Genomic DNA, 23,519 nt, shown 5'->3' on the forward strand with positions numbered 1-23,519 from the left:
CCCCGGTCTCCACCTTGGCTACCGAGATCACACCCCTAAAATCCTGCCTGTCACATACATGTTATGCAATCATGTTTTAGCGGTCCCACGAAACAACAGGGACTGGACCTATGAAAACGCTGCTTTCCGCTTTTACCGCCATCGTATCGCTCGGCTTCATCGCCACCGCTGCCAATGCTGCCGATCTGGTGCTTTATACCAGCCAGCCGAACGAGGACGCGCAGGCGACCGTTGATGGTTTCAAGGCCGCCAATCCCGGTATCGAAGTCGAATGGGTGCGTGACGGAACGCCGAAGATCATGGCCAAGCTGATGGCTGAGATCAGCGCCGGCAATCCGGTTGCCGATGTGCTCTTGATCGCCGACACCGTCACACTCGAACGCATGAAGCAGGCTGGCCAGCTTATGGCCCACAAGTCGCCGGAAGCGAAGAACATCGACGCCTCGCTCTACGATGCGGACGGCTATTATTATTCCACCAAGCTCATCACCACCGGCATCATGTATAACACTGCCGCTGCGATGAAGCCGACGAGCTGGAAGGATCTTGCCAAGGCGGAAGCCAAGGGTCTGGTGACCATGCCGAGCCCGCTGACCTCTGGTGCAGCGTTGATCCACGCGCAGACGCTGGCCGCTGCCAACGGCCTCGGCTGGGACTATTACAAGCAGCTGAAGGCCAATGAAGCCATTTCCGGCGGCGGTAACGGCGCGGTGCTGAAGTCGGTTGCATCAGGTGAGAAGGCTTACGGCGTTGTCGTCGACTACATGCCGATCCGCGAAAAGGCCAAGGGCGCACCGGTGGAGTTCGTCTTCCCGGAAGAGGGCGTTTCGGCCGTGACCGAACCGGTCGCGATCCTCAAGGGTACCAAGCATGAGGAAGCCGCTAAGAAGTTCGTCGACTACGTGCTTTCGGAAAAGGGACAGCAGGGCTTCGTCACGCTCGGCTACATCCCCGCGCGCGCTGACGCTGGCATGCCGGAAGGTTTCCCCGCCCGCGACAAGCTCAAGGTCCTGCCGCTCAACGCCGCGGACGCGCTGAAGAATTCCGAGCAGGATCTGAAGATCTTCTCCGATATTTTCGGCTCCAAGGGCTGATATAGCGGCATGTCCCGATCAAGTGCCTATGGAAACAGCCAGCCGCGCTGGCTGTTTCCTTTTGTGGTGAGCGTCGTTTTTGCGCTCAGCGCCCTACCGCTCGGGCGGCTCGCCTATACCGGCATTGTTTCGTCACTCAACGGTGACATATGGCGATTGCTGGCTGATCCCGCCCTTTGGGATGCGGCGCTGAACACGCTCTCGACCTCGTTTTTCGGCATGCTGATTTCACTCATGATCGGCGGGGGCTTCGCGCTAGCGCTGACGCTCTGCGACATACGCGGCAAGTCGATCTTAAGCTTCCTCTTCATGCTGCCTATGATGATCCCGCCGCAGGTGACGGCGCTGTCGTGGATCGGCATGACCGGCCCGTCGAGCACGCTTTTAAAGGCCATCGGCCTTGCGCCGCCCATGGGGTCGCCACAGCCGCTCTATTCCATTGCCGGTATCGCGCTTTTGCTCGGCGTGCAGCATGCGCCGCTCGTCTATCTGTCGCTGCGCGCTGGTTTGCTGGCCTTGCCGCAAGATGGCATCGAGGCGGCCAAGCTTTCCGGTGCTTCGCCTCGCCGCGTGCTGTTCGATATCATCCTGCCGCTTTCGACGCCGGGATTGATCGCCGGGGCGGCGATCTCGTTTGTGTCCAATGTCGGCAATTTCGGTATTCCGGCGATCCTCGGTATTCCGGCCTCGATCTTCACCCTGCCGACGCTGATCTACAGCCGCTTCGCCAGTTTTGGCGCGAGCACCTTCGGCGATATCGCCATTCTCTCGACCATGATCGCCATCATCTCCGTGGCCGGTCTTGCGCTGCAAGAGCGGGCAATGAAGGGCAGGGACTATCGCATCATCGGTCTTTCCGGCAAGGCCGCGACTTTCAAGCTGTCGCGCTGGCGTGTAGTTGCTGAGCTTGTCTTTTGGCTCCTGCTGTTCTTCATGCTGGTTGCACCACTTGCTGCGCTGGTGGCAAGCTCGCTTGCCCCCGCCTATGGCGTGCCGCTCAGTCTCAAGACCGTGACGATGCACGCCTATGAGGAGCTGCTCTACCGGCAGAGCGTGACCCGCACAGCCTTCCGCAACTCGCTGTTTCTGGCGACGGTCACATCCCTTTGCCTGCTTGCGGTGACGGTGTTGACCGCCTATTTCCTGGTGCGCGGCAAAAGCCGCTTCATGTTCCTGCTGTCGGCGCTGGTGGATATTCCCTATGCGCTGCCGGGTGTGGTGATTTCCGTATCCTTCGTCCTGTTGTTCGCGGCCCCCATTCCGCTGCTCGGTATCACGCTTTACGGCACGATCTGGATCATTCTGCTCGCCTATTTTTCCTCCTTTTTCGCCGTCAGCCTCAAACCGATGGTCAGCGCCTTCCTGCAATTCGATCCGTCGCTGGAAGAGGCGGCAAGGCTTTCGGGCGCCGGTTTCTGGCGGCGATTGAAGGACATCATCCTGCCGCTGGTCGGGCCTGCGGCTGGCGCTTCCGTCATCCTCGTTTTCCTGATCGCCTGCAATGAACTGACGGTTTCGGCGCTCCTTTGGTCCGCCGGCACGCAGACGCTCGGTGTGCTCATCTATAACCTCGATGACAGCGGCAGCTTCGATCTTGCCTCCGCACTTTCGGTGCTTGTCGTCATCATGGTGATTTTCCTCATGCTGCTGCTCGAAATTCTGGGGCGCTATCTGCCGAAAGGAGTCGTCCCTTGGCGAAACTGATCCTCAATCGTCTGACGAAAAGCTTTGGAGCCGGGTCGAAACCCGCCGTTGACGACGTCTCGCTCACGGTGCGTGAGGGAGGTTTCCTCGCGTTGCTCGGGCCGTCCGGCTGCGGCAAGACGACGGTGCTGCGCATGATCGCCGGTTTCGAGCAACCGACTGATGGCTCCATCCTGCTCGGCGAGCGGGTGCTGGCCGATGCAGGCAGCATGGTGCCGCCGGAACGGCGCAACATGGCGATGGTGTTCCAGTCCTATGCGCTCTGGCCGCACATGTCGGTTGCCGACAATGCCGGCTATCCCCTGAAAGTTCGCGGCATTTCCGGAGAGAAATATCGCGAGAAGGTGGCCCAAGCGCTGGCAGCCGTACGCCTTGAAGGCTTTGCGGACCGCCGTCCCGCCGAGCTTTCCGGTGGCCAGCGGCAGCGCGTGGCGCTGGCTCGCTGCCTCGTCACCGAACCTGATGTGGTGCTGCTCGACGAGCCGCTCGCCAATCTCGACCGGCATTTGCGGCAGGAGATGGAGGAGACCTTTCGCGAGTTCCACATCCGCTCCGGCGCGACGATGATCTATGTTACCCACGATCAGGCGGAAGCCATGGCGCTGGCAACCGATGTCGCCGTGATGTCTCAGGGCAAGCTGCTTCAGGTCGCGCCGCCCGCCGAGCTTTATGCACGACCCGAGGGGCGTCTTGTCGGCTCGCTGGTGGGGCAGGGCGCCATTCTCTCCGTGCCGGTGCCGGAAGGTTCTTCGCGGGATATTGACTGGGACGCGCTCCGCACAGCGATGGATAACGGTGGGCAATTACCACGGGCGGATATTCTCGTGCGGCCGCAGGACGTGGTGCGGGATGCGGATGGAATCACCTGCACCGTGACCTCGGTTCTCTACGAGGGCGAGCGTTATGCCTTGCGTCTCGACCTGCCGGACGGGCAGGCGCTTCGGGCTTATTCTCGAGAATCGGTTGCGGTCGGTGACCGGTTGCCGGTTGCGATTCGTGCGGCGTGGCGTCTTTAGCATTTGCTTGCTCCCTCATCCCTGGGCTCGTCACAGGAATGAGGGTGGGGAATATCCCGGCACATAAAATCCGACATCGTGAATAGGGAATCTGATCGACGCGACTGGCCACTGGCGAGACCGAACGGGAGCGGCTAAGCTTCCATTCCAGCAACAGGAATGAAACATGTCGCTTCGGCTCGCCACCTTCAATATCGAAAATCTTCTCACTCGTTTCGACTTTACCGGTTTTCGCAACCAGACGCGGCGCGACAGGGCGATCCAGCTTTTCGATATCAGGGACGAGGCGACCTATCAGGCGCTGGAAAGTGCGCGGGCAGTCTCTTCCACAGACGATACGCGGCAACTTTCAGCGCTGGCCATTGCGGATGCGGATGCCGATATTCTCTGCCTGCAGGAAGTCGACAACATGGCGGCCCTGCAGGCTTTCGAATATGGCTATCTCTACCGCATGGTCGGCAACGGCTATCTGCAGAAATATCTGGTCGAGGGCAATGACAGCCGCGGCATCGATGTCGCGGTCGTCATGCGCGAGCAGACCCGAGACGGCGACAAGATCGAGGTCATCGACATCAAGAGCCACGCTGCGCTAACCTACCGCAATCTCGATCTCTTCAATCCCGCACTTGCCGCGACCAACCAGATAGACGACAAGATTTTCAAACGCGATTGTCTGGAAATCGATCTGAGGATCGGCGGCAAACCGCTGACGCTTTACGTCACGCATTTCAAATCCATGACCAATGCCCGTGACGCCATAGATGCCCGGCTCGCCACCATGCCGATTCGCGAGGCGGAAGCCATGGCCGTTCGCCGCATCATCGAAAACCGCTGGGGCGCAAACAATACCCGCAACAAGAATTTTGCCATCTGCGGCGACATGAATGATTATCAGGAACGCATTTCGATTTCCGGCGACCGGCGCAGCGGCTACAGCTTTACGCCGGTGGAAGAGGAGCGGAGCGCGCTCGATATCTTCACGGCGGATGATTTTGTGACCAATCCGATGTCGCGCCGTGACGTCATGGATCGCTGGACGCTCTATCATTCGCGCGGGCCACAGGAACAGCATCTCTGCCAGCTCGATTATATCTGGCTTTCCCCACATCTTGCGCAGATCAATGCGACAAGGGTTCCCGAAATCATCCGCGCTGGCCAGCCTTACAGGACGGTCTTTCCGCCGGGGCAGGAGGTGGATCGTTATCCGCGCACCGGCTGGGACCGCCCCAAGGCTTCCGACCATTGCCCTGTCGTTATGACGCTCGATCTGATCTGACCTGCCGCTCCGGGCCGCCTAGCCGTTGGCTACCTTGGGGAAATAGGTCGCCCACACCCGGTTGCGGCCCGCACGCTTGGCCTCATAAAGCCGGTCGTCGGCAATTGCGATCAGTTCGTCCCAGCTGTTGATCGCCCGTGCCTCCTGCCAGACCACGCCGAAACTTGCCGTCAGTGACAGCCCGCTTTGTTCATCAATGACCTGGGCTTCAATCAGCCGGCGCAGGCGGTCGGCGGTGGCGGTCGCCGTCGCGTGGCTGACATCCTGCAACACGACCACGAATTCCTCGCCGCCATAGCGCGCCAGAATATCGTTTTTACGGAGGGCGCCTCTTAAAAGAGTCGCTGTCTTCTGTAGCGCGAGGTCGCCCATGGCATGGCCATAGCGGTCGTTGATGGATTTGAAGTGGTCGATGTCGACAATCATCACGCCAAGCGTCTGCAACTGCTCCTCGCCACTCAATATGGCACGAACGGTCTTTTCCAGCGCACGGCGATTGGACACACCGGTCAAGGCATCTGTTTCTGAAAGCGTGCGTAATTGTTCGGCCAGCGCAGACTGCTGCTTTTCCATTTCTTCCTTCTGGCGAAGCTGCTCGCGCAGGAAATCCAGTTCCTTGAACATTTTCTTCACTTCCGGAGCAGCCTTGTCCTGATACAGGGCTCCTGAAAGATCACCAGCAGCGATTGCGGCGATCTGCGTCTGGACGGATTGCATGGGGCGGAACAGTGCCGTTCTGTAAACCGATGCAAGCCGCAGCAATACCAGAACCGCGATGAGAGCGAGGAGGAGAGACGTTCCACCATAGATCAACGCCTGTTCCTTGTTTCTTTCTATCCTTGCCCGTGTTTCGGCGAGAATAAGGTCGCGCAACGTGCTCGAGGACCGCATGCCCTTGATGTAGTTTTCGGAGAATTCGCGAATGCTTGGCTGCGCGGACGGCACCACCATCGCAATCGTATTCTGCGCATAGGGAAGCGCCTGGCCGAAATAGAAGATTTCAATATCGCGAAACGCTGCATCGACGCGTGGTGTGGACAGGTAAGCGGCGGTGTAGTTCGTCAGCGACGATTTCAGCAGTGTGAGGCTCTGTATTTCCGTGTCGAATTTGGCGCGGAGGCTCAGCCTGTCCTGCCTGTTCGCCCGCAGGCTCATGACCACGTAGGAACCGAGGCGACCGATCCGGTCCCGCATCACTCCGGCCGTGCCGGTCATGGCGATGTCGATCGCTACATTGGGCGTTACCTTGATAATCGCGCGAGCGGTCTTGCCACGCAGCATGTTGACGCTGTCCGCCGCCTTGAACATCGCAAAAATTGCGTTGGACATCGCCGTGTAGCTGCGCGCGGATTCCGGAAGTGCAGCAACCTGATCGACCGCTTCTCGGGATTGCGCCAGTTTTCGGCGTGTATCGACCAGCGATTTTGCCAATTCTGGCTGCGCCCTGATTTCCGCGGCAAAAGAGTTTTCGAGTTCCACCAGCTTGTCGTCCGTCGCCTTGCGCGCTGCGGCCAGCTCCTGGACCAGTTTTGCATCGGGGGAAGACGCGCCCATCAAATTATTGGCAGGACCACGCTCGGCCGATACCAGCCATGCGGACTGGAGGGCTGTTTCGAAGCGGCTGAGTTGCTGCGCATTGGTCCGGTAGCGTAAGTAACTGGAAACGCTCGGCAGGGCGGCAAGGGTTGCCAACAAGATGGAACTTACCGCTATGACGATCGTACCGGTTAGTTGGATTTTCTGTATGCTTGCGCGCATGCGATGCGTTATTCCCGGTGGGATGGTTATGAATTATCGCCATTTTAGCTACATCGCGTAAATACTTCGCTTATTTTGCAGGCCTTTTGCCGCGACCTGGTGATTGAAACCCACAGGTACGGTGTGGAAAAGAGGTCTCCCAACGGCGCGCAATCAATTTTTGCTTTACACGAAGTGAGAATCTGATAGTTGGCAAGGCACTGGATTGCCCTTGTAGCTCAGTTGGTAGAGCACCTGATTTGTAATCAGGGGGTCACGAGTTCGAACCTTGTCGGGGGCACCAGTTTTCTCTTTAAAATCAACTATTTAGTGATTTTGTGTAGATGTGCGGACGCAAGACGTAAATCTGTGTCCGCTCCAAGTCCGTAAAATCAGTGTGCGAGAGATCGCGCCTTTTCGAACTCCGCTTTGGCTGATGTGAGGTGCTTATCCAGACCGCTTATTCCGAACTGAAGCGCATTGACCTCCGTTCGCAAGTTTTCATCTCCACTCATCGAGTCCAATGCATAGTTGATCAGGTCAACGATCGACCGTCCCGCGTCGAGATTGTCGATGCCCGCAATGAGGGCAGATGATAACGTGGACTGTCCCACCCCGATGTTTGCTTCGTAGCGTGGCTCAAGGCGTGTCGATTCCTGGAAGATCATCAAGGTCGCAGGCTTTGTGGTCTTGTCCATGAGCTGCGCGATCTCTTTTGCCAGTTCGGCGATCCTCTTTTCAGCGTGGAATCCAGTCATACCTTCGGCGGCGGCCGGAATCGATGTGTTCGGCATTTCGATCTCCACTTCTTGCTTTAATCAATACTTAAGGTATTATCTGATACGTGAGGAATCGTCAATACCTGAGGTATTATTTTAGCGAGGATCGATGATCACCAGTGAGCAGGTTCGAGCGGCGCGCGCGCTGTTGCGGTGGGAACAAAAGGATCTGGCAGAAGCCTCTAAGGTTTCGCTGCCATCGATAAAGCGCTTGGAGGGTCAACCTGGCATTCTGGCCGCGCAGGACAGGACAGTGACAGCGATTGTTGAAGCTTTCATACATGCTGGTGTGGTTTTTCTCGGAAGCGGTGCCATGATCGATGGCGGCCCGGGAGTGAGGCTGAAATCGTGAACGCTTGGGCCACCACAGTCATAAGCGGACTGGTGTTCGTCGTCGCTTTCATGCAATGGCGAACAGCGCATCAAAAAATCGTACTTGATCTCTTTGATCGAAGGCTCGCAGTCTATGGCACGATCAGGCAAGCCTTGTCAGGAGTTAACGCGACAGGATTGGTGACGGATGACACGCAACGCTTACTACTTGAAGCGGAGAGCGAAGCAGCATTTCTTTTCGGCCCAGATATCCAGCAATACATCCAAGACCTGTGGTTGCTGTGTACCAAGTACCGCGCCCAATTTCCAAGGAAGGGAAATCCAGGTCCCGAATTCGCAAACGCCCATACGGCATTGATGGCTGAAATCGGACTTTTCTACCAAACGGGTGTAGATAGATTTGCGCCATATATGAAGATGGATCACAGGCGAGTTCCTACCCCAGCGGAGTGGTTGGCTGAGAGGAATCGCATTCGCCTCAGCTACGCCGACGAAAAGCAGAAATGACTGAGCTGGATCATTTCCAGACTTCTTTCCCATCAGGCGGATATGGAGCGTGTGAATTCTCACTGTTCAGGCCATAGCGATTGTCGAGCCACGCTCTTACGGCAGGCCAGTAGCGCCGACTTCCAAAGAGTTCGTCCTTTTTCGGGAAGCCTTCTATTTCGGCCGAGATGATTGCAGTTTTGAATTGATCAAGACTGAGGCCCAAGCGCTCGGCGCACTGAGCCTCAGTTACAAACAATGCGTCTGATTTTGCCATGTGAATCCTCCTGCTGTGGCAGGAGGATCATTCACGCGGCCTCGACACCGTCAATGCTGGAGCATGCGGCCTTCAAGCTTTTTCGTCGCCAAGCTCTGGGAGTTTGACTAGAACGCGGTCGATTCCGCGCAAGAAAACACCAGTGAACAACCCTGATACTGTATTGGTTTCGGTCTCATTCCACGAGCCACCGATACCAGGATTCGAATGCCAAGTGACTTGACCAAGATTGTTGTGGTTGAGGCCCAAACTCTCAAAAGCTGAACTGATATAGAGGCTCAAGCGATTATGTACGTTACCGACACCGAGCTCCGAGAATTCCTGTGATGGTTCAGCATAACGTTCAAAGATGGGCTGGGCGTGCTGCATCATTTTCGCGAGATCGGCGTTAGCCTTAAGAAAACGCCTGACGGCACCCAATGTCTGATACATTGCTGTCTCCGCTTCAACAAGCGCTTCGACGCGCTTTTCCATAATCGCACGGGACTTACTCTTGATCTGCTCAAGACGCCGGCGCTCCAAGTCGCGAATCCGTTGCTCGCGAGCATCTTCCTCTCGCTTTTCTGCCCGCTCTACGGCCTTCGTCAGGGCGTCAATCCGCTCTGATACTAAAAGGATTTCGCTGTTGTGTTCGAAATCGCGGCCTTCTTCCAATGCCTCCACCTGCGCTTGTCGCAATTCATCCAGGCGTTCTCGGGCATCCGCTTTATGCTGTTTCAGATCATCGGAAGACAGCTTCTTTTGTATGGGCATCTATTTTACTCCATCTGGAATTTTTCAGGCCTGCGGCCCGCGTCTTCTCGTCTTTTGCACTGGAATTTTGCGAGCAGGTTTTCGCTCGCCACTTCCGCCGAACATGTCTCGGTTTAGGGGGGCCGGCTTCACGACCGGCACAAATGGGCGATCGTCATGCTCCGCATCAACCCATCTTTGTCCATCATGACGCATGCCTTTAAGCTCGGGCAGCAACTGAGGATTGACTATCGTCAGCACCAATTCTTGCGTCGAAGGCAGGTTATCTTCCGTTTCGAGATCCACGATCATGCCTCGACACTCCGTGCAGTAGAGGCTCGCTTACGTTTCGCGTGCGGGCGCCTTGGTAACGCTACAAGGACGATACCGACGCGCATACCGCCCAGCCAGCGCGGAAAGGTTTCGACACCCATGCCGCGGCCGTACGGCTTCCCGTAGTTCTCCAGCTTGTTCGTATAACCTTCTTCCATGCCTCCGAGTGCGTCAGCCTCGTTGGCTGGGAGATCGAGCGCATTGCGACGGTTGCGCATCGCCTTTACGAAATCCTCGTAGGTCCGGATAACATCCGAGACGATGGGCATTCCCAGCGCTTCGGGAACAATCTCTACCGCATCTCCGAACTGAAGCCGATCCCAAGCTTCGACCTCTAACGCCTTGAAATACCGCCGGCGCCTTGAAAATTGGGTGGGCTTTGGAAAGCCCTTCTCTTTGATCATTTTTTGCAGCGTCCATCTCGAAATACGGTACCGAGCAAGGACATCGTCTACGTTCAGATAAGGCTCTGCGGTTCTCATCGGGAGGCTTCCTCCGCCTCTGCAAGTTCATAAGCTTCGGTGATCGCAGCATGAATGGCGAGGATGTCGTATTCCAGTTGCGCGATCTCGCTGTGACGTGAAAATTCCCGCTGGTCGATAATTGCCGCAGAGCGTTCTTCAATCAAAGTGACGATTAGTGCGGTCTTCTCTTTCACCTCTGCATCAAGCTCATGGACCCGCGCGCGCATCTTGGACATAAAATAATCTCCCGAATGAAAAATTCTTGATCAGGAGTGATGGTGAAGTATGTAGCTTTGCGGCGCAAAGCACAGGGTACGAACGTTGATTTTTTTACAGAAAACAGCGTTTGAGGGACGCTACGGCATCCCTCGATTTGATGCCGGATATTCCGCTTTCAGGTCAGCCCGCGCAAAGCACTGCTAACGACTAGATAGCTCTCTGCGCATCCAGGCTGCTTCGATTGCGAAGGCCTCAGTGTATCTGAGGCCATATCGAAACTCTCCAGTTTCTCGCTCGACTGGACGCTGAACTATAACCCTCTCCGTTACCGGGACCTTTGCTATGAGAGGTAAGAGTGCCGTGAGGGGTTCCCCTTCTTCATCCTCGCCTACAACTTGGCGCTCAAGAACTGGATCTCCGTTCTGATCTACAACGGGCGCAGAGATGGTTTTAGGCTCGCGTACCGTTCTGAACACAATCTTTCGCACAACATTCATCCCGTCAAAATGGTCCTCAGGGACTTCAATTTGCACGTCCTCGAATACGGGTTGTTCTTCCTCAACCTCTTCGATCACTGTTTCCGTGATAGGGTCTCGGCAGAGAAGCCCGATAGCGAAAGCATCAATATTGTGGGCAGCGAAGGCACGCTCAACCTGTTGCGCCATTAGGCCGAGATGCCAGCGCGCATCATCGCCCTTCGCTTCAACAGCATCCTTCCATCGGAAACGCCTCCACTCAACCTCACCCCAGGCATCAAGCCATGCATCCGGGATAGCTTCGATGTCCTGCTTATCGCGCTCGTCAGAAGTATTAATCGTTGCTGTCGCTGCATACACTTGCGTCCATCGGGCTGAGGCTGTCCCCAGAGAACGAACGTTATCCACAGTAGGGTAGACATTGCCGCCGAAAGCATTGTTGACGGCCAAGTGTCGAACCGTTGCACCGCCAGGAGAACCCGCCGCGCCGCCTCCACTAACCTCGATGCGATAATCATAGGAGTTTCCATTGCCGCTCGTACGGAAGTCAACAAGCTTCGTACTAGATGCCGCCGAGGCACCAATCTGAATATTCCCTACACTGGAAACCGTGAACGTCTCGTCCCACGTAAGATTCATGCCGACAAAGGCACGAGACCCGCCTTTGTAAGTAAATCCATCACCGGTCGAGAGGGTGGTTTGGTAATGAAACCCAGCCTCAACGCCTGTAAGGCCGCGAACCGCGTAACCATATTTCCACGGCCCAGCCACGACGTAGCCAGCGGCTCCAATTTTGTATGATCCGCCACCCGCGAGTGACATAAGTTCGCCCCAGAAACTGTTCCCAGCTGCTTCGAGGTTCCGATCGTTGAAGTCCCTCCGGGTATTATAAAGGCTATATTCATGCCCAATGAGAGCATCCTCAGACCCTTCCGGGGTGAGGTGAGCCGTGCTGTTTTGTGCCCACAGCTTTGTGAACGCGTTGAGAAGAAAGCCCGTTCCATCGGGGGGAGTGCCCGCCGGCAACGGACTATTCATGGTTCCACCAGCAGGTCTCCACTCCAAGACGGTCAGTACTGAGCCATCACTATTCCAGCTATCGAGAAAACCACTCCACCTCGTCGCATGCTTCGTGTCGATGATCATGCCTCTCCGCAGCTTCTTCATTTGGCTTGCGGAGAGAGGGTTACTAGTCACGGCGCTCGATGTGTAGGTTGCCGACGACGCATCCACCAGCGCTGGATTTGGCCGCGCACTTACGAACAGTGCAACCTTGTCTCTGTTTGGATACGAAGCCAACTGACCTGTATCAGCAACACCTGTGACACCTGCCGACCTGTCTACAATGTCACCGCCAGCAACAACTGACCATCCCACGGCATAATCAGCTGTCCCATGGGGCTCAGAGTTCGTGGTTCTGTTCTCCGGCCGAATGACTTTGCCGTTTATGTAATTGATGCCAACCACGATAGCCGCGTTATCAACGACCCAATGAACATGCCTATTGCCGACATCGAGCAGTTGCGTCAGCGTGTAATCGCCTGGGGGCACACCAACAAGACACATGTCGGCTCTAGGCACGCCGGAGTAGGCCTGTGAAACAGTGTTTACTCTCGCCTTGGCTGCTTTAGCCGCCCTCTCAAAGAGCGCTGTGTCATCGCCACCCGCGCCAGCACCGGCCATGCGCACGTTGATCTCGCGCTCCGCGATTTCCCACCATCCTCCGTTCGCCGCATCAACAGAACCGTCCGGAAGAAAGCGGTCCACGGATCGAACCTTCAAACCATGAGCAGGCTCCGATGCAACGCGCACGTACTGCGCATCGCCGCCGTCGCCCATGATCGCATAACCACGGGTTTCCAGCGAGTTCATGCCGGCAGGGAATTCAATCGACTCCATCCCGTTGCGGGTGCCAGTGATCGGCACTTCCTTTTCCGACACGATATCGTTGACGTAGCCGGCGGCTCGGTCAGCTTCCGCATCTGCACGATCAGCCTCACGGTCAGACCTGTCAGCTTCTTCCTGCGCTCGGTTCGCCTGGGCGGTGGCGGCGGCAATAAGAGAGGATGCGAGGTCAGGAAGGTTCGGGCCGGGGACAAACTGTAGCCCCTGCTTCATTGGCACATCGCCGTCCGCGAGATCGGGGGAAAGGATATATCCAGGCTCGCCGATCTCGCTGCGAACAGAACGTTCGATATCGCGGCGAGCTTCCTGCATCTCGCCCTCGATCGCGTCAAAGGCGAGATTAAGATCACGAGAAGGGATAGGGCCATTGACGAACCGGTTCTGACGGCGCGGATCGCGCTCACCAGCAATGATCACGCTGCCAGTGACGCCGGTATTCATGATCACCTTGGCGTTATCGGACACGCCCTCGACATATGAAGCCATGACGGTGAAGTCGAAACGCTCCACGCCATCCACATAGACGGACAGATCATTGTTCGCGAAAATGGGGAAAAGGGCCGGAAACTCAGTCGTCGGCACCACCGGAGTGTAAGTTGTAATGCGTTCGTCCGGCGCGGTCGTAGACATGAGAAAAGCCACCAAATCTTCGTTGATCTGGTGGCAGATTGCCCATGCTGAAGGGTTGCCCGCAAAGCACCGACTTACCACACACGCTAAGTGTTAACGAAATGCAACGCACTGCGACCTTCTGGCGCAACGAGCACGACATTAATGTGAGTTAACTTGACGATACCGTCATCTTGGCGCAAGGATGTGTTGTGAAAATAACCTACGAAGCGGAACCAGAGAGTCGTAGGGGCGTTTGCAAGTTGAAATGAGCATTAACAAAAAAAACAACATATGTAGCTAACATGCTACGAACCGTATTGCCGTATGGCAATGCGGCGTTGACGATTTATCGCCACGGGAGAGTGTAAAATGGTAAAATCCGGATCGGCTTCTGTTACCAAAACAGCAGCGTCGAAAACCGATAACAATCCCATGTACCGCGTTGTTGCGCGCGAGTTGCGCCCCTTGCAGGAAGCTGCTGAAAATATGCATTCCAGCCGGTGGACCGTCATCAAGGAACGTGCCGAGCGTTCTGGGGTTTTTACGACGAAGAAGTGACCATTATACGTGCCTCCTATGTATTCTGACGATGATGTTGCACGCGTAGCGGGGCACGTAAAAGAGAGCATTTCCGAAGACTATCGAACGCCTTGGAGGCGGGACTATGCCCGCCTCATTCACAGTGCGTGCTTCCGCCGCCTCCAAGGGAAAACGCAGGTGTTTCCCGGGCACGAGAGCGACTTTTTCAGAAATCGGCTCACGCACTCGATGGAAGTCGCACAAATTGCTAAGGCAATCGCGGTCAAGCTGAATGCGCTACATCCTGCATTTAGCGGAGAAAACGCTATCGAGCCGGATATCGTCGAATTCGCAGGTTTAGCACACGATCTCGGCCATCCTCCTTTTGGCCATAATGGCGAAGAAGCGCTCGACGAGTGCATGAGGAATCATGGCGGTTTCGAAGGGAACGCGCAGACACTGCGAATCCTGTCGACGCTAGAGAAGAAAGTCATGATTACACCGAATTCGGGCTTCAAACCGTTTGGATCTGGTGGGATAGACGAGAGATGCGGACTGGATTTAACGATGCGTTCGTTGGCCGCAATTATCAAATACGACAACATCATCCCAGAACGGGCGGCCGACCGGCCATCCGCTAACGAACTTGTGAAGGGCTACTATAAGACCGACGTCGATTTGGTTCAGAAGATCAAAGACGCCGTCGTTGGCCCCGGTTTCCCAGGCAAGTTCAAGACGGTGGAGTGCACCATCATGGATGTTGCTGACGACATCGCCTATTCGACTTATGATCTCGAAGATGTATTCAAGAGTGGCTTCTTTAAGCCTATGGACTTATTCGCTCTTGACCCATCGATTTACGAGGCGGTTGTTGAAACGATAAACAAGCGCTTAGCCAAACAGTACAGTGACCAAAGGTACACCGCTATCACTGAGAGAGATGTCAGGGACATCCTTCATTACGTATTTTTTGAGTTGTTCGAAGTTGGGACCGAGCAACTTGAGATGATCGAAGATGACAACGTCACCTTTGAAGCCAAAAAAATGTACCTATCCGCTGAAGCGCAAAGATTATCACAACAGATGGCAGAGGATGGATACAGACGTACCTCTCTTTCATCGGGTTTGGTCCAACTATTTCTTGATTCTATCGAGGTGATAGAGCACCCTGAATTTCCTCAACTCCACAATGTACGCTTGGATCTCGATACCTTCGTAATCGTGGAAGTATTGAAGAACATTACCTTCGAAGCTGTTATTAGAGCTCCGGCGCTTCAGGTCGTGGAGTTCAGAGGCAAAGATATCATCACGAAGATATTCAAGGCTATTCAAGCTGAGGGTGGGGATCGGCTTCTCCCGAAGGACTACCGCGAGATTTACCGGAGCGGAGACGAAGTCTTCAAAAAGCGAACGATCTGTGACTTTATCGCGGGCATGACGGACCGATATGCGATGGAGTTCTACAGCCGCTTGTTCGGCGCTAACGGAATGACGATGCACAAGCCTCTGTGAAGGCTTCTGCTCGACATTATGGTAGGCGTGGCCCGCGCTCCGGTGCGCTATCCCCCGGCCCCCACCAGAATGTTTGCCCGAAATCCTTTTTCATTCGGCGCTCATAGCGGGAGAACGAGGAACGGTAATCGGAATCGATCATCATTTGGATTCTGTCGAAGATGAGCCGATCCGTTGCCAGTTTCGAGTACCAGAGGGAAGAGCCAGGCGTCCAAGCCTTTAGGTGAGCCGCGAGGTCTTTGCCGCTCAGGGAAGGGGATTTGTCTTCCTTGACACCCAACAACTGGCGAGTGCGATAATAAGCCTCTTGGCCAAGATCGCCCAGCAGATCTATTGAGGCGGTGGGGCCGGGGCCTTTCAGCATGTCGGTGATGCCGTCTCCACCGCGTGTTGTCATCGAGTACGCAAGATCGCCTACCATGCCGAGACCGCCGCCACGTAACGCAGCCTCTCCCCAAAAGCGTGGATCGCTCATATCGTTCGGATCGCGGCCGGCGATGAGACTTTGCATCTGCACCAGCACCGCCCCCGCGATTGTCGTAAGCAGGAAAAGCTGCGCCGTTCGATAGGCACGGGTTCCCATGTCGTCTTGCGTCATGGCGCGCATCAGGTGCGTCATCATGAACGTCATCGGGAACGATTTGAACTGTGTGGCCGAGCGCACCGCCTCGCCGATGATGGTACCGCGCTGCAGGCCCGCCGCCATTGCGCCACGGATTCGGGAATCCGGCTCGACGACAGCGAAATGACGCTCGTCGATGACAGCCGACATCAGCCGGTCAGCCAGCCGCTCATCCTCAACACCGTTCACATCGAAATAACGGGAGCCTTCGGCCTCGAGCTGGGGAGCCGCGCGCAGCTTGTCCCAATCATCAGGCGTAAAGCCGTAGCGATCAAGGAATCTGCGGAACATCGGATCGAGATCACCGTGCTTCAGATCGGCCTGCCGCGCGATCAGCCCCATGAATTCCATCGAGAACGCGCGCTTCAGGCCTTCAGTCCAGCCGTTGATACCGGACAGGCGCATGACAGCATCCGCCGCGCGTCCGGTGATCCCCTGCCCAATTATCTCATCGTCGAAACGCTTGGTGCCGATGGCCGTGTCGAGAACGGTTGCCGCTGTCAGGTTCAACTGCTTCGCCAGTTCTTCCGCTCCCTCCCGGTTCGTGGTGAGATCGCGCATCAGGCGAGACAGCACGTTCGCCGCCGGGATCGCATTGTAATTCGAGGCAAGCATCGTTGTGACGGAATCGCCGGGGAGCGCGGCAATGGCAGCGGAGCCGAGGCGGGAAGCCGTCTGAAGATTGCGAATGCCGCCGCCGATACCCGCGATCAGCTCGGACTGCGCCACGCCGAGACGGCCAGACAGCGAATCGAACGTTCGTTGCACATGGCCTGGGCTGTTCATTGTCAGCCGACTAGTGATCTTCTGGCCCTTCGTTCCTATAGCGTCATCATCGCGAGCGAGGCCCAAAAGCTTGGGGAAGGTGAGTTCGTAGTTTGGCCCAAGCACCTCGACGAAAGCGATTTCCTTGCCCATGCCCTGGATGTGGCCCATCATCGTGTTGAACAGGCCACCGTCACCGACGCCGTATTTCTTCATCAGCCGCTTATAGGTTTCCGGGTTCTCGAACCTGAACACGCGGAGCTGGTTGGAGAAGCCGCCCGCGCCGCTGCCCTGACCCTTTCCGAGCGTGATATCCTTGAACGAGTTCTGGATAATGCCGGGAACAGCGCCGCGCGGTGCTTCACCCTGCCCTGCCTTGTCTATCACCTTCAGGTTCCCGGCCTCGTATTCCTTCCAGAGATCGTCAAGGAACGCGCGTTCGCCTCCCTTCTTGACCTGCTTCGCGTCCCACATCTGCGGGAGCCGCCAGTCTTCGAGGACAGACAGAGGTTTACCGCCCTTCTTCACGCGGTCGACGGCGTATTTCGTGGCATCGGTGAAGCCCTTGGCCGCAGCCTTGGCGTTGATATCGCCGGTATCGACGCCATAAATCTCGTCGACCACATTCCAAATCGTTTCCGTGTCCTGGCGAAGACCGGCCATTGTCGAGCGATATGGTTCGAACGCGCCGTCAACCATCTTGAGCAGACGTTTCGTGACACCTTCCGCATGAGACTCGATGTTGATCGCATCGCCCATCTGGGAACCGCCCTCCCAATTGTCACGCACCAGCGTTGACATCAGGCCCGACGTTTTGCCTTTCGGGTGACGCTCCATACGCTGCATGACTTCCGCCTGCCGGATCGCCTGTTTGGCGGCCATCAGCTTGCGTTCCTGCGCCGCCTGCGCCATGACGCGGGCAGCTTCAAGCGCGCTGGCAGCTTCCGCCGACGCTGCCCCCATCTCGGGATAAAGACGGCCCTGAATGCCTTCATGCAGCGCGAGAGCATCGTCGGCCTGTTTCTGGCTGATCCGCTTGGCTTCAACGAGCCGTGTCAAACAGTTTGCAATGCTCATTTGTCGGTGCTCCTGTCCATCTCATAGACCTTGATCAAAGCGTTTGCCGCCTCGATCTCCGCTTCTGCTTCCTCGATGATCAATGAAATCGGCAGCGGCCCGGGACCGTCTTCAAGATCCAGCGTGAGAGCAGGGCCGCCCGGACAGACTGCGAGGCCCGAGACGTCAATTGCCTCAAACTCAGCCATGACTATGTGTTCTCCACGATGGTGACTTTTGCTGGCGGATTATCTTCGGTCAGATCAATGGCGTAACCAGGGGTGACGTTGACCTGAGTGTTGACGTGCAAATTGATGGATGAAGCGGGGGTGTCGATCAGAACAGTCTTTGCGGCATCGAGGCGCACCCGCGCTCCGGCAGCGGTCGTTTTCAGCATTGGATCGGTCATCACGTCTCCTATGGTGCGAACCGCCGCCGCCTTGAGGCCCTCGCGATAAATCTCGATTTGCTCATTCATGAAACGTCGAACAGAAGGCTTCTGCAATGCAGCCTTGAGAGCGCGGCCTGAAATGCCGGCGCGCTCTGCCGCGTCATCGTTCATGCTCTGCGGATTGAGATCGTCGGCCGAGATTAGGATCTCGATCGCTTTCCTCACCTTCGGCGTTAGACCCGAGCCGCGGCCGTACGTTTTTTGCCGCCCAGGCTTCACCGCCTCCCGCTGCCGAGCGGCGATCAAGGCGTCCGGTGAAGCGTCATGCCGTGCGGCCATGGAAATGTTCTCCGAGTGTGAAAAAAACAGACCCCCGATGTCATGGGGTGCGCCTGCATTGTGTGAGGGTGGAACTGGAAGACTCACGCCCAATTTTGCCCCCACCCCCCTGGCTTGCGACGGCCCGGCAGAAATGGAGGGGGAGGGGGCAAAGCCGAGCACGATGCCGGCCATCCGCAGCGCGATGGATGCCTAAGCGTCGATCGCGTCGATATCGGCCTTCAGCGCCTTTTCCAGCGCTGCCTGCCGCTGCATCTGCGTCCACGGCGTCAGCGCCCACTCGTCAGGATGGTTCGAGACAGCCTCATGAGCATCAAAAGACGCGACTTCGATCTCGTCCCCGGTGATGCGGTAAATCTTCACTTTCGTAAGCATGCTTGGCCTCCTTTGACCGTGTTCCATCGCGGCTTGTGGAGATACGACGCGAAAAACGTCGCTGAAATCCGGACATCATGCGGACATGATATGCGAATCTCTTGCTTCCATACCTTATTAGGCGCTGATTTCATTGATGATTACAACGAAAATCGATTGTGTACCCTCTGATTATTTATCAGGTGATAGATCGATGAGCCTCGGAGAATGCTGGTGGGCTATCCCGCGTGCGATCAAGACACCTCAATGCATCAACATCGCACATCTCTTAGTTACCCCCCGTAACCCTGATAACTCTGGTAACTCTGATTACGCCGGTAACTGTGATAACCCCTCCTTGTCCTTCAGGTTACTGAGTTATCGTGGTTACTGGGGGTGCCAGCAGATGCGAGGCTGGCGGCATACTTGGGATGAATATACCGGCCCTTGCCATCAGCCTTATGGACCTCGCCTACCTGAAACATCTTATGAAGCAACGTCTTAACGTTGTTGTGGGGAAGTCCCATCAGTTCTGCGAGGTCTTTAGGAGTTATCGGCTCCGGGTTATCACTCAACGCCTTTAGGATAACCGAGCGCTCTTCGGATCGGCGGACTTCAGCGGCCTCCCCAACGAGATCCCACATACCACCGTTGAACTTGAGAGCGCTTTCCTTCTCCTGAACGTCACGGCCACGAACGTATAGCGTCACCCCGTTTCCGTCTTTGTCGAGCACAAGGGTGGTGTCGGCTACAGCACTGAGACCGTTGGAGCCGGAAAGCGCCTCAAGCGGATCATCAGCGCCGCCTTTCTTTGTGTGATGTAGTCCGATGACGGCTATCCCGTTGCGTGTCGCCCACTGCTGAAGAGGCGCCCAGATCGAATAGTCATTCTCGTATGCATTGCGTGATGCGATGCCTGCTGGCTTGATGCGTTGTAGTACATCGATGACGACGAGCCTTGGGTTCGGCATCGCCATCCGCCACGACTCCAAGGCATCGATGAAACCCTTGTTGAGTGGCGCAGCATCGATCACCCAATTCAGGTGCCTCAGATCGGGGCGGTTTCGCTCGGAAGGGAAGAGCGTTGCGATGCGGCCGTTTATTCGGCGCTCGCCGTTTTCAAGGTCGATATAGAGAACGTCGCCCTGGGCACAGGCAATGGATCCCATTGCATAACCACCGGTCGCGACGGCGATTGCAAAATCCAGAGCCAACCACGTCTTGCCGAGCTTCTGGCGCCCAGCAAGGACGGAGAATCCTTCAGCCACATAATCCTTGACGATCCACCTGACCGCAGGGAACTGCTTCCTCATCAAGTCCATGGTGTTTGTCAGCACGAACTCGTAACGCGGCGCTTTTCGGCCTTTGGTATCGTCAGTATGATTCATAACTTTACCATCCAAGCGAGTTGCGCACAGCGGGCATGCGCCTGGGCCGCATCGCCCGATCATATGTCGATCGGATGCTTTCATCGATTTCGAGCCGAGGGCAGGTTTGCAGCATTGTGAACGCTCTGCTCCAGTCCAAGATGAATAGAGCCCTACCACCGCACTCAAGCCAGCGCTCAACGGACGAGACAATCTTCAAGCTGCTGTCTAATGAAAAGGTGGTAGCGTACCCAATCATTTCGGTACCGAGCGCGAATGCGCGACCATTCCAGAGGGCAATCTCTCCGGTGTCGGGTCGGAAGTAGACTAAGTCATCCAGCTCCATAAACAGAAACCAGCGTGGGCCGGTACGCTCACGTTCAAACCGACCATCGTGGCCCCGAAATCCTCGAGCTTCACCGGCAGATAGGTGCCGTGCGGTGTCGATCAGTTCCGGTCTCATGACGACACCCCACACACCACGCACCGGAAAGGACCATCAGCCTTCGCAAGAGGAATGCGAACTTTCCCCCGGTGACCGCAGCGGCATTCGATCATCTTCGTGATCATCGTATTCGGTGTGGTCAAACCTTTAGCCTCGGCGCGAAGCTGCGCCTTGCTTTTTCTTTTCCTGTTTTTGCCTGGGATAAGGTTCATGCCGTCACGCGGTTCGTACCCGAGCCGGGATATGGCCTGCTCCTTGCGGAGCTTCTCGAAGTTGCGCCCCGTCATATTAGGCGCTCCGGCGACCGCGAACATTCGTCGGGTTGGGCTGCTTCTCGCGGGACTCCAGCCACTTCTTTACCGAACTAATACGGTAATGCACGCGTCCGCCTATCATCGCATATGGCAAGCCGTTAGGCATCTGACTGTAGCGGTAAATAGTGCGCGGACTGATCGAGAGAATTTTTGAAAGCTCTTCCCGAGTAACAAAATCTGACAGGAGATCGATGTTTGACATCAGTGGTCGCCTTCGCTGTTTAAGTTGACAGCAAAGACACTATTCCTGACACGCCTGCTCGGCGAAATACCGAATAATTCAGGGCTTTATTCGGTATGCCGGAAATTATTATGTTTTATTCGGTAGACCTATTTTGATCTAATTAAACTCTTCAATCTCTGGATTGCCCTCGTAAGATTCCGCAAACTCCGACCACAGGTCGGGCTGACTTTCATCGAGACCAAGTGCGATTAACATCTGCGAAAAAGGCATCTTGCGAGCTTCGTTGTAACGGTTCTGCAAAGAAGCGGGGTTTTCGTTGAGATATGGCGCCGCTTTACAAAGCTCTCTGCATGCCCCAATGACAGACCGGCCGGCGTCGAGACGTAGACGGGCAACATCGCTGATCAGCCTCAATTTGTCGCTCACGGTGTCTTTCGGTTTTCCGCGCTTTCTTTTTTTTGCGTCCTTGACGCTAAAACCGGGAACGTGATCATCGATCAGAGCCCAGAGCAGCTTTCCCTGCAGCTGGGGATCATTTTTCGAAATGCCATAATGCGCGAGGAGAAGCTCCAGTTTAGATCTGCGTTCGTGTTCGCGTTTCTCAAGCTCGGTTTTGATGAATTCCTTGGCGTCTACAGCCAATGATGGTCGCCGCATCGGATCAAAAGGAGTCAGCAGCTCGGGCGGATAGTTTTTGCTCACTTCACATCTTTCCGAAGTTCAATGACGTTATCGGGGCTGGACTGGCCGCTTACGATTGTTCCGACCCGTTCGGCGGCCGCGCGCAACGGATCGAGCGCCAAATGCGCATACCTGTGAGTGGTAGCAGCTTGAGTATGCCCTAGCAGGCGGCCGATAAGCGGGAGTGACATGCCCTCGGCGACCAGGAAACTCGCGAACGAGTGCCGCAGATCATGAATATGAAGGTCTTTCAGCTTTGCTGATTTCAGGACCTGCGCCCACTGATTTTTCACGTTCACGCGATAACCGGCATGTTTTCTCGTCGTTTCCTTTGTTGACTGGAATTTCGCAGGAAAGACAAAATCGGAATCTTTTGTTTCCGCGTCTGCCTTTATTTCAGATAGGAGCTGGCGAGCAGGGGCCGACAGCGGGACCTTGTGAACCTTCTTCTGTTTCGTATGATGGCTCGGTTTCGTCCAAGTGCCCTCCGACAAATCAAACATGGACCACGTTGCCGCGAGAGCTTCCGTCTTTCGACATCCGGTGAGCAGGATGAGCCGGAAGATGTCGGCCGCCTGGCGATCTTCAAGGGAAGCCAGGGCGTCAATAAGGCGGGTCACTTCTTTGGCGTCAAGGAAGCGTTCCCGTTTAACCTCGTCGTTTTTCTCGACCCCTTTGGTAGGGTTCACTGTCGTCAGCCTGAGTTTCTGTGCTTCAGTGAACATCTTCGACATCACTGCCATGACCCGGTTCGCGGTGGTCTTTTTTCCTGATTTGCTGACCTTCCTGAAAATCTTGTTGGCGTGCACAAAGTCAACATTGGCGACGGGTTCATGCTTGAGGTCAGGTCGAATATAGGTATCGATTATCTGCTTGTAATCCCGCTGGGTCGTGACCGCCTTCTTCGGAAGGTGCTGTTCGATGAAGATATCGCAGAGCTGATCGACAGTGACCGCATCGCGCTGCTGCTCTCGTTCAGCAAGAGGGTCCGCTCCTGCATCGATTTTTTGCTTAAGGTCTTTTGCAGCCTTCGCAGCGCTCGAAAGTGACCAGTCTGGGAAGCTTCCGATTGTCAGTCGACGCTCACGTCTGCCAATTCGATAATTCAGGATGAACGCGCGCGCACCGGCTGCGGTGACGCGGACACCAAACCCTTTTATCTGATCGTCGTAGTAGATCTTGTTGCCGCTCTCAGGAGCAGGCAGCGATAAGATATCCTTGCTGGTCGAGAACGCAGCCTTCTTTTTATCCATAGAGTAACCCCATGTCCGCATCGTGTCCGCGTATTGTACGGCAGTTGATGCGTCATCATTGTCTACTCTTGTCGAGGATTGTCAAATCATATATCACTGTTTTCACTGTGAAATTCTGAATTTAGGAATGTCTTTCAATTGAACCAATCACTTAAGAGAGCCGCTAGCCCCTAATTTGTAATCAGGGGGTCACGAGTTCGAACCTTGTCGGGGGCACCAGTATTTTCAATGGCTTGGCCATTTCCCCGCTATTATTCCTGCATTCGCACAACGC

The 23,519-nt window shown here is 55.8% G+C and carries 25 protein-coding genes and 1 tRNA gene; 9 read left to right on the forward strand and 17 right to left on the reverse strand.

The genetic code is table 11. The features are described from left to right. Positions 1-110 precede the first annotated feature (110 nt). The 4 genes from GH784_RS13080 (at position 111) to GH784_RS13095 (ending at position 5,090) form a co-directional block, all read left to right on the forward strand. A complete protein-coding gene (locus GH784_RS13080; RefSeq protein WP_065702380.1) occupies positions 111-1,094 on the forward strand; it encodes an ABC transporter substrate-binding protein in 984 nt (327 codons plus the stop codon). A 9-nt stretch (positions 1,095-1,103) separates the two neighbouring features. Beyond that, positions 1,104-2,798, forward strand: a complete 1,695-nt coding sequence (locus tag GH784_RS13085) for an ABC transporter permease (protein WP_153793454.1) — start codon at positions 1,104-1,106, stop codon at positions 2,796-2,798. Next, positions 2,786-3,814, forward strand: coding sequence for an ABC transporter ATP-binding protein (locus GH784_RS13090; protein ID WP_065702382.1), 1,029 nt, complete (start codon positions 2,786-2,788; stop codon positions 3,812-3,814). The genes GH784_RS13085 and GH784_RS13090 overlap by 13 nt, the downstream gene beginning before the upstream one ends. Positions 3,815-3,980: 166 nt before the next feature. Then, a complete protein-coding gene (locus GH784_RS13095) occupies positions 3,981-5,090 on the forward strand; it encodes an endonuclease/exonuclease/phosphatase family protein (protein WP_003513055.1) in 1,110 nt (369 codons plus the stop codon). 18 nt (positions 5,091-5,108) lie between these two features. On the opposite strand, the gene GH784_RS13100 is transcribed toward GH784_RS13095, so the two are convergent. Next, a complete protein-coding gene (locus GH784_RS13100) occupies positions 5,109-6,848 on the reverse strand; it encodes a GGDEF domain-containing protein (RefSeq protein WP_065702383.1) in 1,740 nt (579 codons plus the stop codon). 207 nt (positions 6,849-7,055) lie between these two features. On the opposite strand from GH784_RS13100, the gene GH784_RS13105 reads away from it, so the two are divergent. After that, positions 7,056-7,131: transfer RNA gene (locus GH784_RS13105), tRNA-Thr, on the forward strand. 88 nt (positions 7,132-7,219) lie between these two features. On the opposite strand, the gene GH784_RS13110 is transcribed toward GH784_RS13105, so the two are convergent. Beyond that, entirely contained in the window at positions 7,220-7,621 is a 402-nt protein-coding gene (locus tag GH784_RS13110) for a hypothetical protein (RefSeq protein ID WP_153793455.1), read from the reverse strand. Positions 7,622-7,715: 94 nt separating this feature from the next. Between GH784_RS13110 and GH784_RS13115 the strand changes: the two genes are divergently transcribed. Beyond that, the gene (locus GH784_RS13115) at positions 7,716-7,958 is read left to right on the forward strand and encodes a helix-turn-helix domain-containing protein (RefSeq protein WP_153793456.1); all 243 of its coding nucleotides are present in this window, start codon (positions 7,716-7,718) and stop codon (positions 7,956-7,958) included. Next, a complete protein-coding gene (locus GH784_RS13120; protein WP_153793457.1) occupies positions 7,955-8,446 on the forward strand; it encodes a hypothetical protein in 492 nt (163 codons plus the stop codon). Before GH784_RS13115 ends, GH784_RS13120 begins: the two co-directional genes overlap by 4 nt. 10 nt (positions 8,447-8,456) lie before the next feature. Here the strand turns inward: GH784_RS13120 and GH784_RS13125 are convergent, their stop codons facing one another. The 6 genes from GH784_RS13125 to GH784_RS13150 form a co-directional block, all read right to left on the reverse strand. Continuing rightward, positions 8,457-8,702, reverse strand: coding sequence for a winged helix-turn-helix domain-containing protein (locus GH784_RS13125; RefSeq protein ID WP_153793458.1), 246 nt, complete (start codon positions 8,700-8,702; stop codon positions 8,457-8,459). Positions 8,703-8,774: 72 nt separating this feature from the next. Beyond that, positions 8,775-9,455, reverse strand: a complete 681-nt coding sequence (locus GH784_RS13130) for a hypothetical protein (protein WP_153793459.1) — start codon at positions 9,453-9,455, stop codon at positions 8,775-8,777. A gap of 24 nt (positions 9,456-9,479) precedes the next feature. Next, the gene (locus tag GH784_RS13135) at positions 9,480-9,746 is read right to left on the reverse strand and encodes a hypothetical protein (protein ID WP_153793460.1); all 267 of its coding nucleotides are present in this window, start codon (positions 9,744-9,746) and stop codon (positions 9,480-9,482) included. Beyond that, a complete protein-coding gene (locus GH784_RS13140) occupies positions 9,743-10,249 on the reverse strand; it encodes a helix-turn-helix transcriptional regulator (protein ID WP_153793461.1) in 507 nt (168 codons plus the stop codon). Before GH784_RS13140 ends, GH784_RS13135 begins: the two co-directional genes overlap by 4 nt. Beyond that, complete coding sequence (locus GH784_RS13145) at positions 10,246-10,467, reverse strand: hypothetical protein (protein ID WP_153793462.1); 222 nt, start codon at positions 10,465-10,467, stop codon at positions 10,246-10,248. Before GH784_RS13145 ends, GH784_RS13140 begins: the two co-directional genes overlap by 4 nt. A 183-nt stretch (positions 10,468-10,650) precedes the next feature. After that, on the reverse strand, positions 10,651-13,461 hold the full coding sequence (locus GH784_RS13150; RefSeq protein ID WP_153793463.1) for a tail fiber domain-containing protein: 2,811 nt from the start codon (positions 13,459-13,461) through the stop codon (positions 10,651-10,653). A 351-nt stretch (positions 13,462-13,812) separates the two neighbouring features. On the opposite strand from GH784_RS13150, the gene GH784_RS13155 reads away from it, so the two are divergent. Both GH784_RS13155 and dgt read left to right on the forward strand, forming a co-directional pair. Beyond that, the gene (locus GH784_RS13155; protein ID WP_153793464.1) at positions 13,813-14,001 is read left to right on the forward strand and encodes a hypothetical protein; all 189 of its coding nucleotides are present in this window, start codon (positions 13,813-13,815) and stop codon (positions 13,999-14,001) included. An 18-nt stretch (positions 14,002-14,019) separates the two neighbouring features. Continuing rightward, on the forward strand, positions 14,020-15,474 hold the full coding sequence (gene dgt / locus GH784_RS13160; protein WP_153793465.1) for a dGTP triphosphohydrolase: 1,455 nt from the start codon (positions 14,020-14,022) through the stop codon (positions 15,472-15,474). A 16-nt stretch (positions 15,475-15,490) separates the two neighbouring features. Here the strand turns inward: dgt and GH784_RS13165 are convergent, their stop codons facing one another. The 9 genes from GH784_RS13165 to GH784_RS13205 all read right to left on the reverse strand — a co-directional run bounded on the left by GH784_RS13165 (position 15,491) and on the right by GH784_RS13205 (position 23,245). Further along, a complete protein-coding gene (locus GH784_RS13165; protein WP_153793466.1) occupies positions 15,491-17,938 on the reverse strand; it encodes a hypothetical protein in 2,448 nt (815 codons plus the stop codon). Continuing rightward, positions 17,935-18,126 carry a hypothetical protein gene (locus tag GH784_RS13170; RefSeq protein WP_153793467.1) on the reverse strand — a complete coding sequence of 64 codons (192 nt, stop codon included), beginning with the start codon at positions 18,124-18,126 and terminating at the stop codon, positions 17,935-17,937. Before GH784_RS13170 ends, GH784_RS13165 begins: the two co-directional genes overlap by 4 nt. Positions 18,127-18,128: 2 nt before the next feature. Continuing rightward, a complete protein-coding gene (locus GH784_RS13175; protein WP_153793468.1) occupies positions 18,129-18,647 on the reverse strand; it encodes a hypothetical protein in 519 nt (172 codons plus the stop codon). Between the two features lie 192 nt (positions 18,648-18,839). Next, entirely contained in the window at positions 18,840-19,022 is a 183-nt protein-coding gene (locus GH784_RS13180; RefSeq protein ID WP_153793469.1) for a hypothetical protein, read from the reverse strand. A 344-nt stretch (positions 19,023-19,366) separates the two neighbouring features. Continuing rightward, on the reverse strand, positions 19,367-20,389 hold the full coding sequence (locus tag GH784_RS13185) for an AAA family ATPase (RefSeq protein ID WP_194842966.1): 1,023 nt from the start codon (positions 20,387-20,389) through the stop codon (positions 19,367-19,369). Between the two features lie 438 nt (positions 20,390-20,827). Further along, complete coding sequence (locus tag GH784_RS13190) at positions 20,828-21,100, reverse strand: hypothetical protein (protein WP_153793471.1); 273 nt, start codon at positions 21,098-21,100, stop codon at positions 20,828-20,830. A 1-nt stretch (position 21,101) separates the two neighbouring features. Beyond that, the gene (locus GH784_RS13195) at positions 21,102-21,329 is read right to left on the reverse strand and encodes a helix-turn-helix domain-containing protein (RefSeq protein ID WP_153793472.1); all 228 of its coding nucleotides are present in this window, start codon (positions 21,327-21,329) and stop codon (positions 21,102-21,104) included. A gap of 138 nt (positions 21,330-21,467) precedes the next feature. After that, positions 21,468-22,013: a hypothetical protein gene (locus GH784_RS13200; RefSeq protein ID WP_153793473.1), complete on the reverse strand. Its 546-nt coding sequence runs from the start codon at positions 22,011-22,013 to the stop codon at positions 21,468-21,470. Next, a complete protein-coding gene (locus GH784_RS13205) occupies positions 22,010-23,245 on the reverse strand; it encodes a tyrosine-type recombinase/integrase (RefSeq protein ID WP_153793474.1) in 1,236 nt (411 codons plus the stop codon). Before GH784_RS13205 ends, GH784_RS13200 begins: the two co-directional genes overlap by 4 nt. Between the last annotated feature and the right edge of the window lie 274 nt (positions 23,246-23,519).

Source organism: Agrobacterium tumefaciens (assembly GCF_009649785.1).
Classification (GTDB): Bacteria; Pseudomonadota; Alphaproteobacteria; order Rhizobiales; family Rhizobiaceae; genus Agrobacterium; species Agrobacterium tumefaciens.

Coding starts and splice junctions, on each gene's coding strand:
- GH784_RS13085 (WP_153793454.1), top strand. CDS start 1,104: ATGTCCCGATCAAGTGCCTATGGAAACAGCCAGCCGCGCTGGCTGTTT.
- GH784_RS13135 (WP_153793460.1), bottom strand. CDS start 9,746: ATGATCGTGGATCTCGAAACGGAAGATAACCTGCCTTCGACGCAAGAA.
- GH784_RS13125 (WP_153793458.1), bottom strand. CDS start 8,702: ATGGCAAAATCAGACGCATTGTTTGTAACTGAGGCTCAGTGCGCCGAG.
- GH784_RS13185 (WP_194842966.1), bottom strand. CDS start 20,389: ATGAATCATACTGACGATACCAAAGGCCGAAAAGCGCCGCGTTACGAG.
- GH784_RS13100 (WP_065702383.1), bottom strand. CDS start 6,848: ATGCGCGCAAGCATACAGAAAATCCAACTAACCGGTACGATCGTCATA.
- GH784_RS13175 (WP_153793468.1), bottom strand. CDS start 18,647: ATGGCCGCACGGCATGACGCTTCACCGGACGCCTTGATCGCCGCTCGG.
- GH784_RS13195 (WP_153793472.1), bottom strand. CDS start 21,329: ATGTCAAACATCGATCTCCTGTCAGATTTTGTTACTCGGGAAGAGCTT.
- GH784_RS13145 (WP_153793462.1), bottom strand. CDS start 10,467: ATGTCCAAGATGCGCGCGCGGGTCCATGAGCTTGATGCAGAGGTGAAA.
- GH784_RS13140 (WP_153793461.1), bottom strand. CDS start 10,249: ATGAGAACCGCAGAGCCTTATCTGAACGTAGACGATGTCCTTGCTCGG.
- GH784_RS13205 (WP_153793474.1), bottom strand. CDS start 23,245: ATGGATAAAAAGAAGGCTGCGTTCTCGACCAGCAAGGATATCTTATCG.
- GH784_RS13110 (WP_153793455.1), bottom strand. CDS start 7,621: ATGCCGAACACATCGATTCCGGCCGCCGCCGAAGGTATGACTGGATTC.
- GH784_RS13170 (WP_153793467.1), bottom strand. CDS start 18,126: ATGGCTGAGTTTGAGGCAATTGACGTCTCGGGCCTCGCAGTCTGTCCG.
- GH784_RS13130 (WP_153793459.1), bottom strand. CDS start 9,455: ATGCCCATACAAAAGAAGCTGTCTTCCGATGATCTGAAACAGCATAAA.
- dgt (WP_153793465.1), top strand. CDS start 14,020: ATGTATTCTGACGATGATGTTGCACGCGTAGCGGGGCACGTAAAAGAG.
- GH784_RS13150 (WP_153793463.1), bottom strand. CDS start 13,461: ATGTCTACGACCGCGCCGGACGAACGCATTACAACTTACACTCCGGTG.
- GH784_RS13190 (WP_153793471.1), bottom strand. CDS start 21,100: ATGACGGGGCGCAACTTCGAGAAGCTCCGCAAGGAGCAGGCCATATCC.
- GH784_RS13080 (WP_065702380.1), top strand. CDS start 111: ATGAAAACGCTGCTTTCCGCTTTTACCGCCATCGTATCGCTCGGCTTC.
- GH784_RS13180 (WP_153793469.1), bottom strand. CDS start 19,022: ATGCTTACGAAAGTGAAGATTTACCGCATCACCGGGGACGAGATCGAA.
- GH784_RS13165 (WP_153793466.1), bottom strand. CDS start 17,938: ATGAGCATTGCAAACTGTTTGACACGGCTCGTTGAAGCCAAGCGGATC.
- GH784_RS13115 (WP_153793456.1), top strand. CDS start 7,716: ATGATCACCAGTGAGCAGGTTCGAGCGGCGCGCGCGCTGTTGCGGTGG.
- GH784_RS13155 (WP_153793464.1), top strand. CDS start 13,813: ATGGTAAAATCCGGATCGGCTTCTGTTACCAAAACAGCAGCGTCGAAA.
- GH784_RS13095 (WP_003513055.1), top strand. CDS start 3,981: ATGTCGCTTCGGCTCGCCACCTTCAATATCGAAAATCTTCTCACTCGT.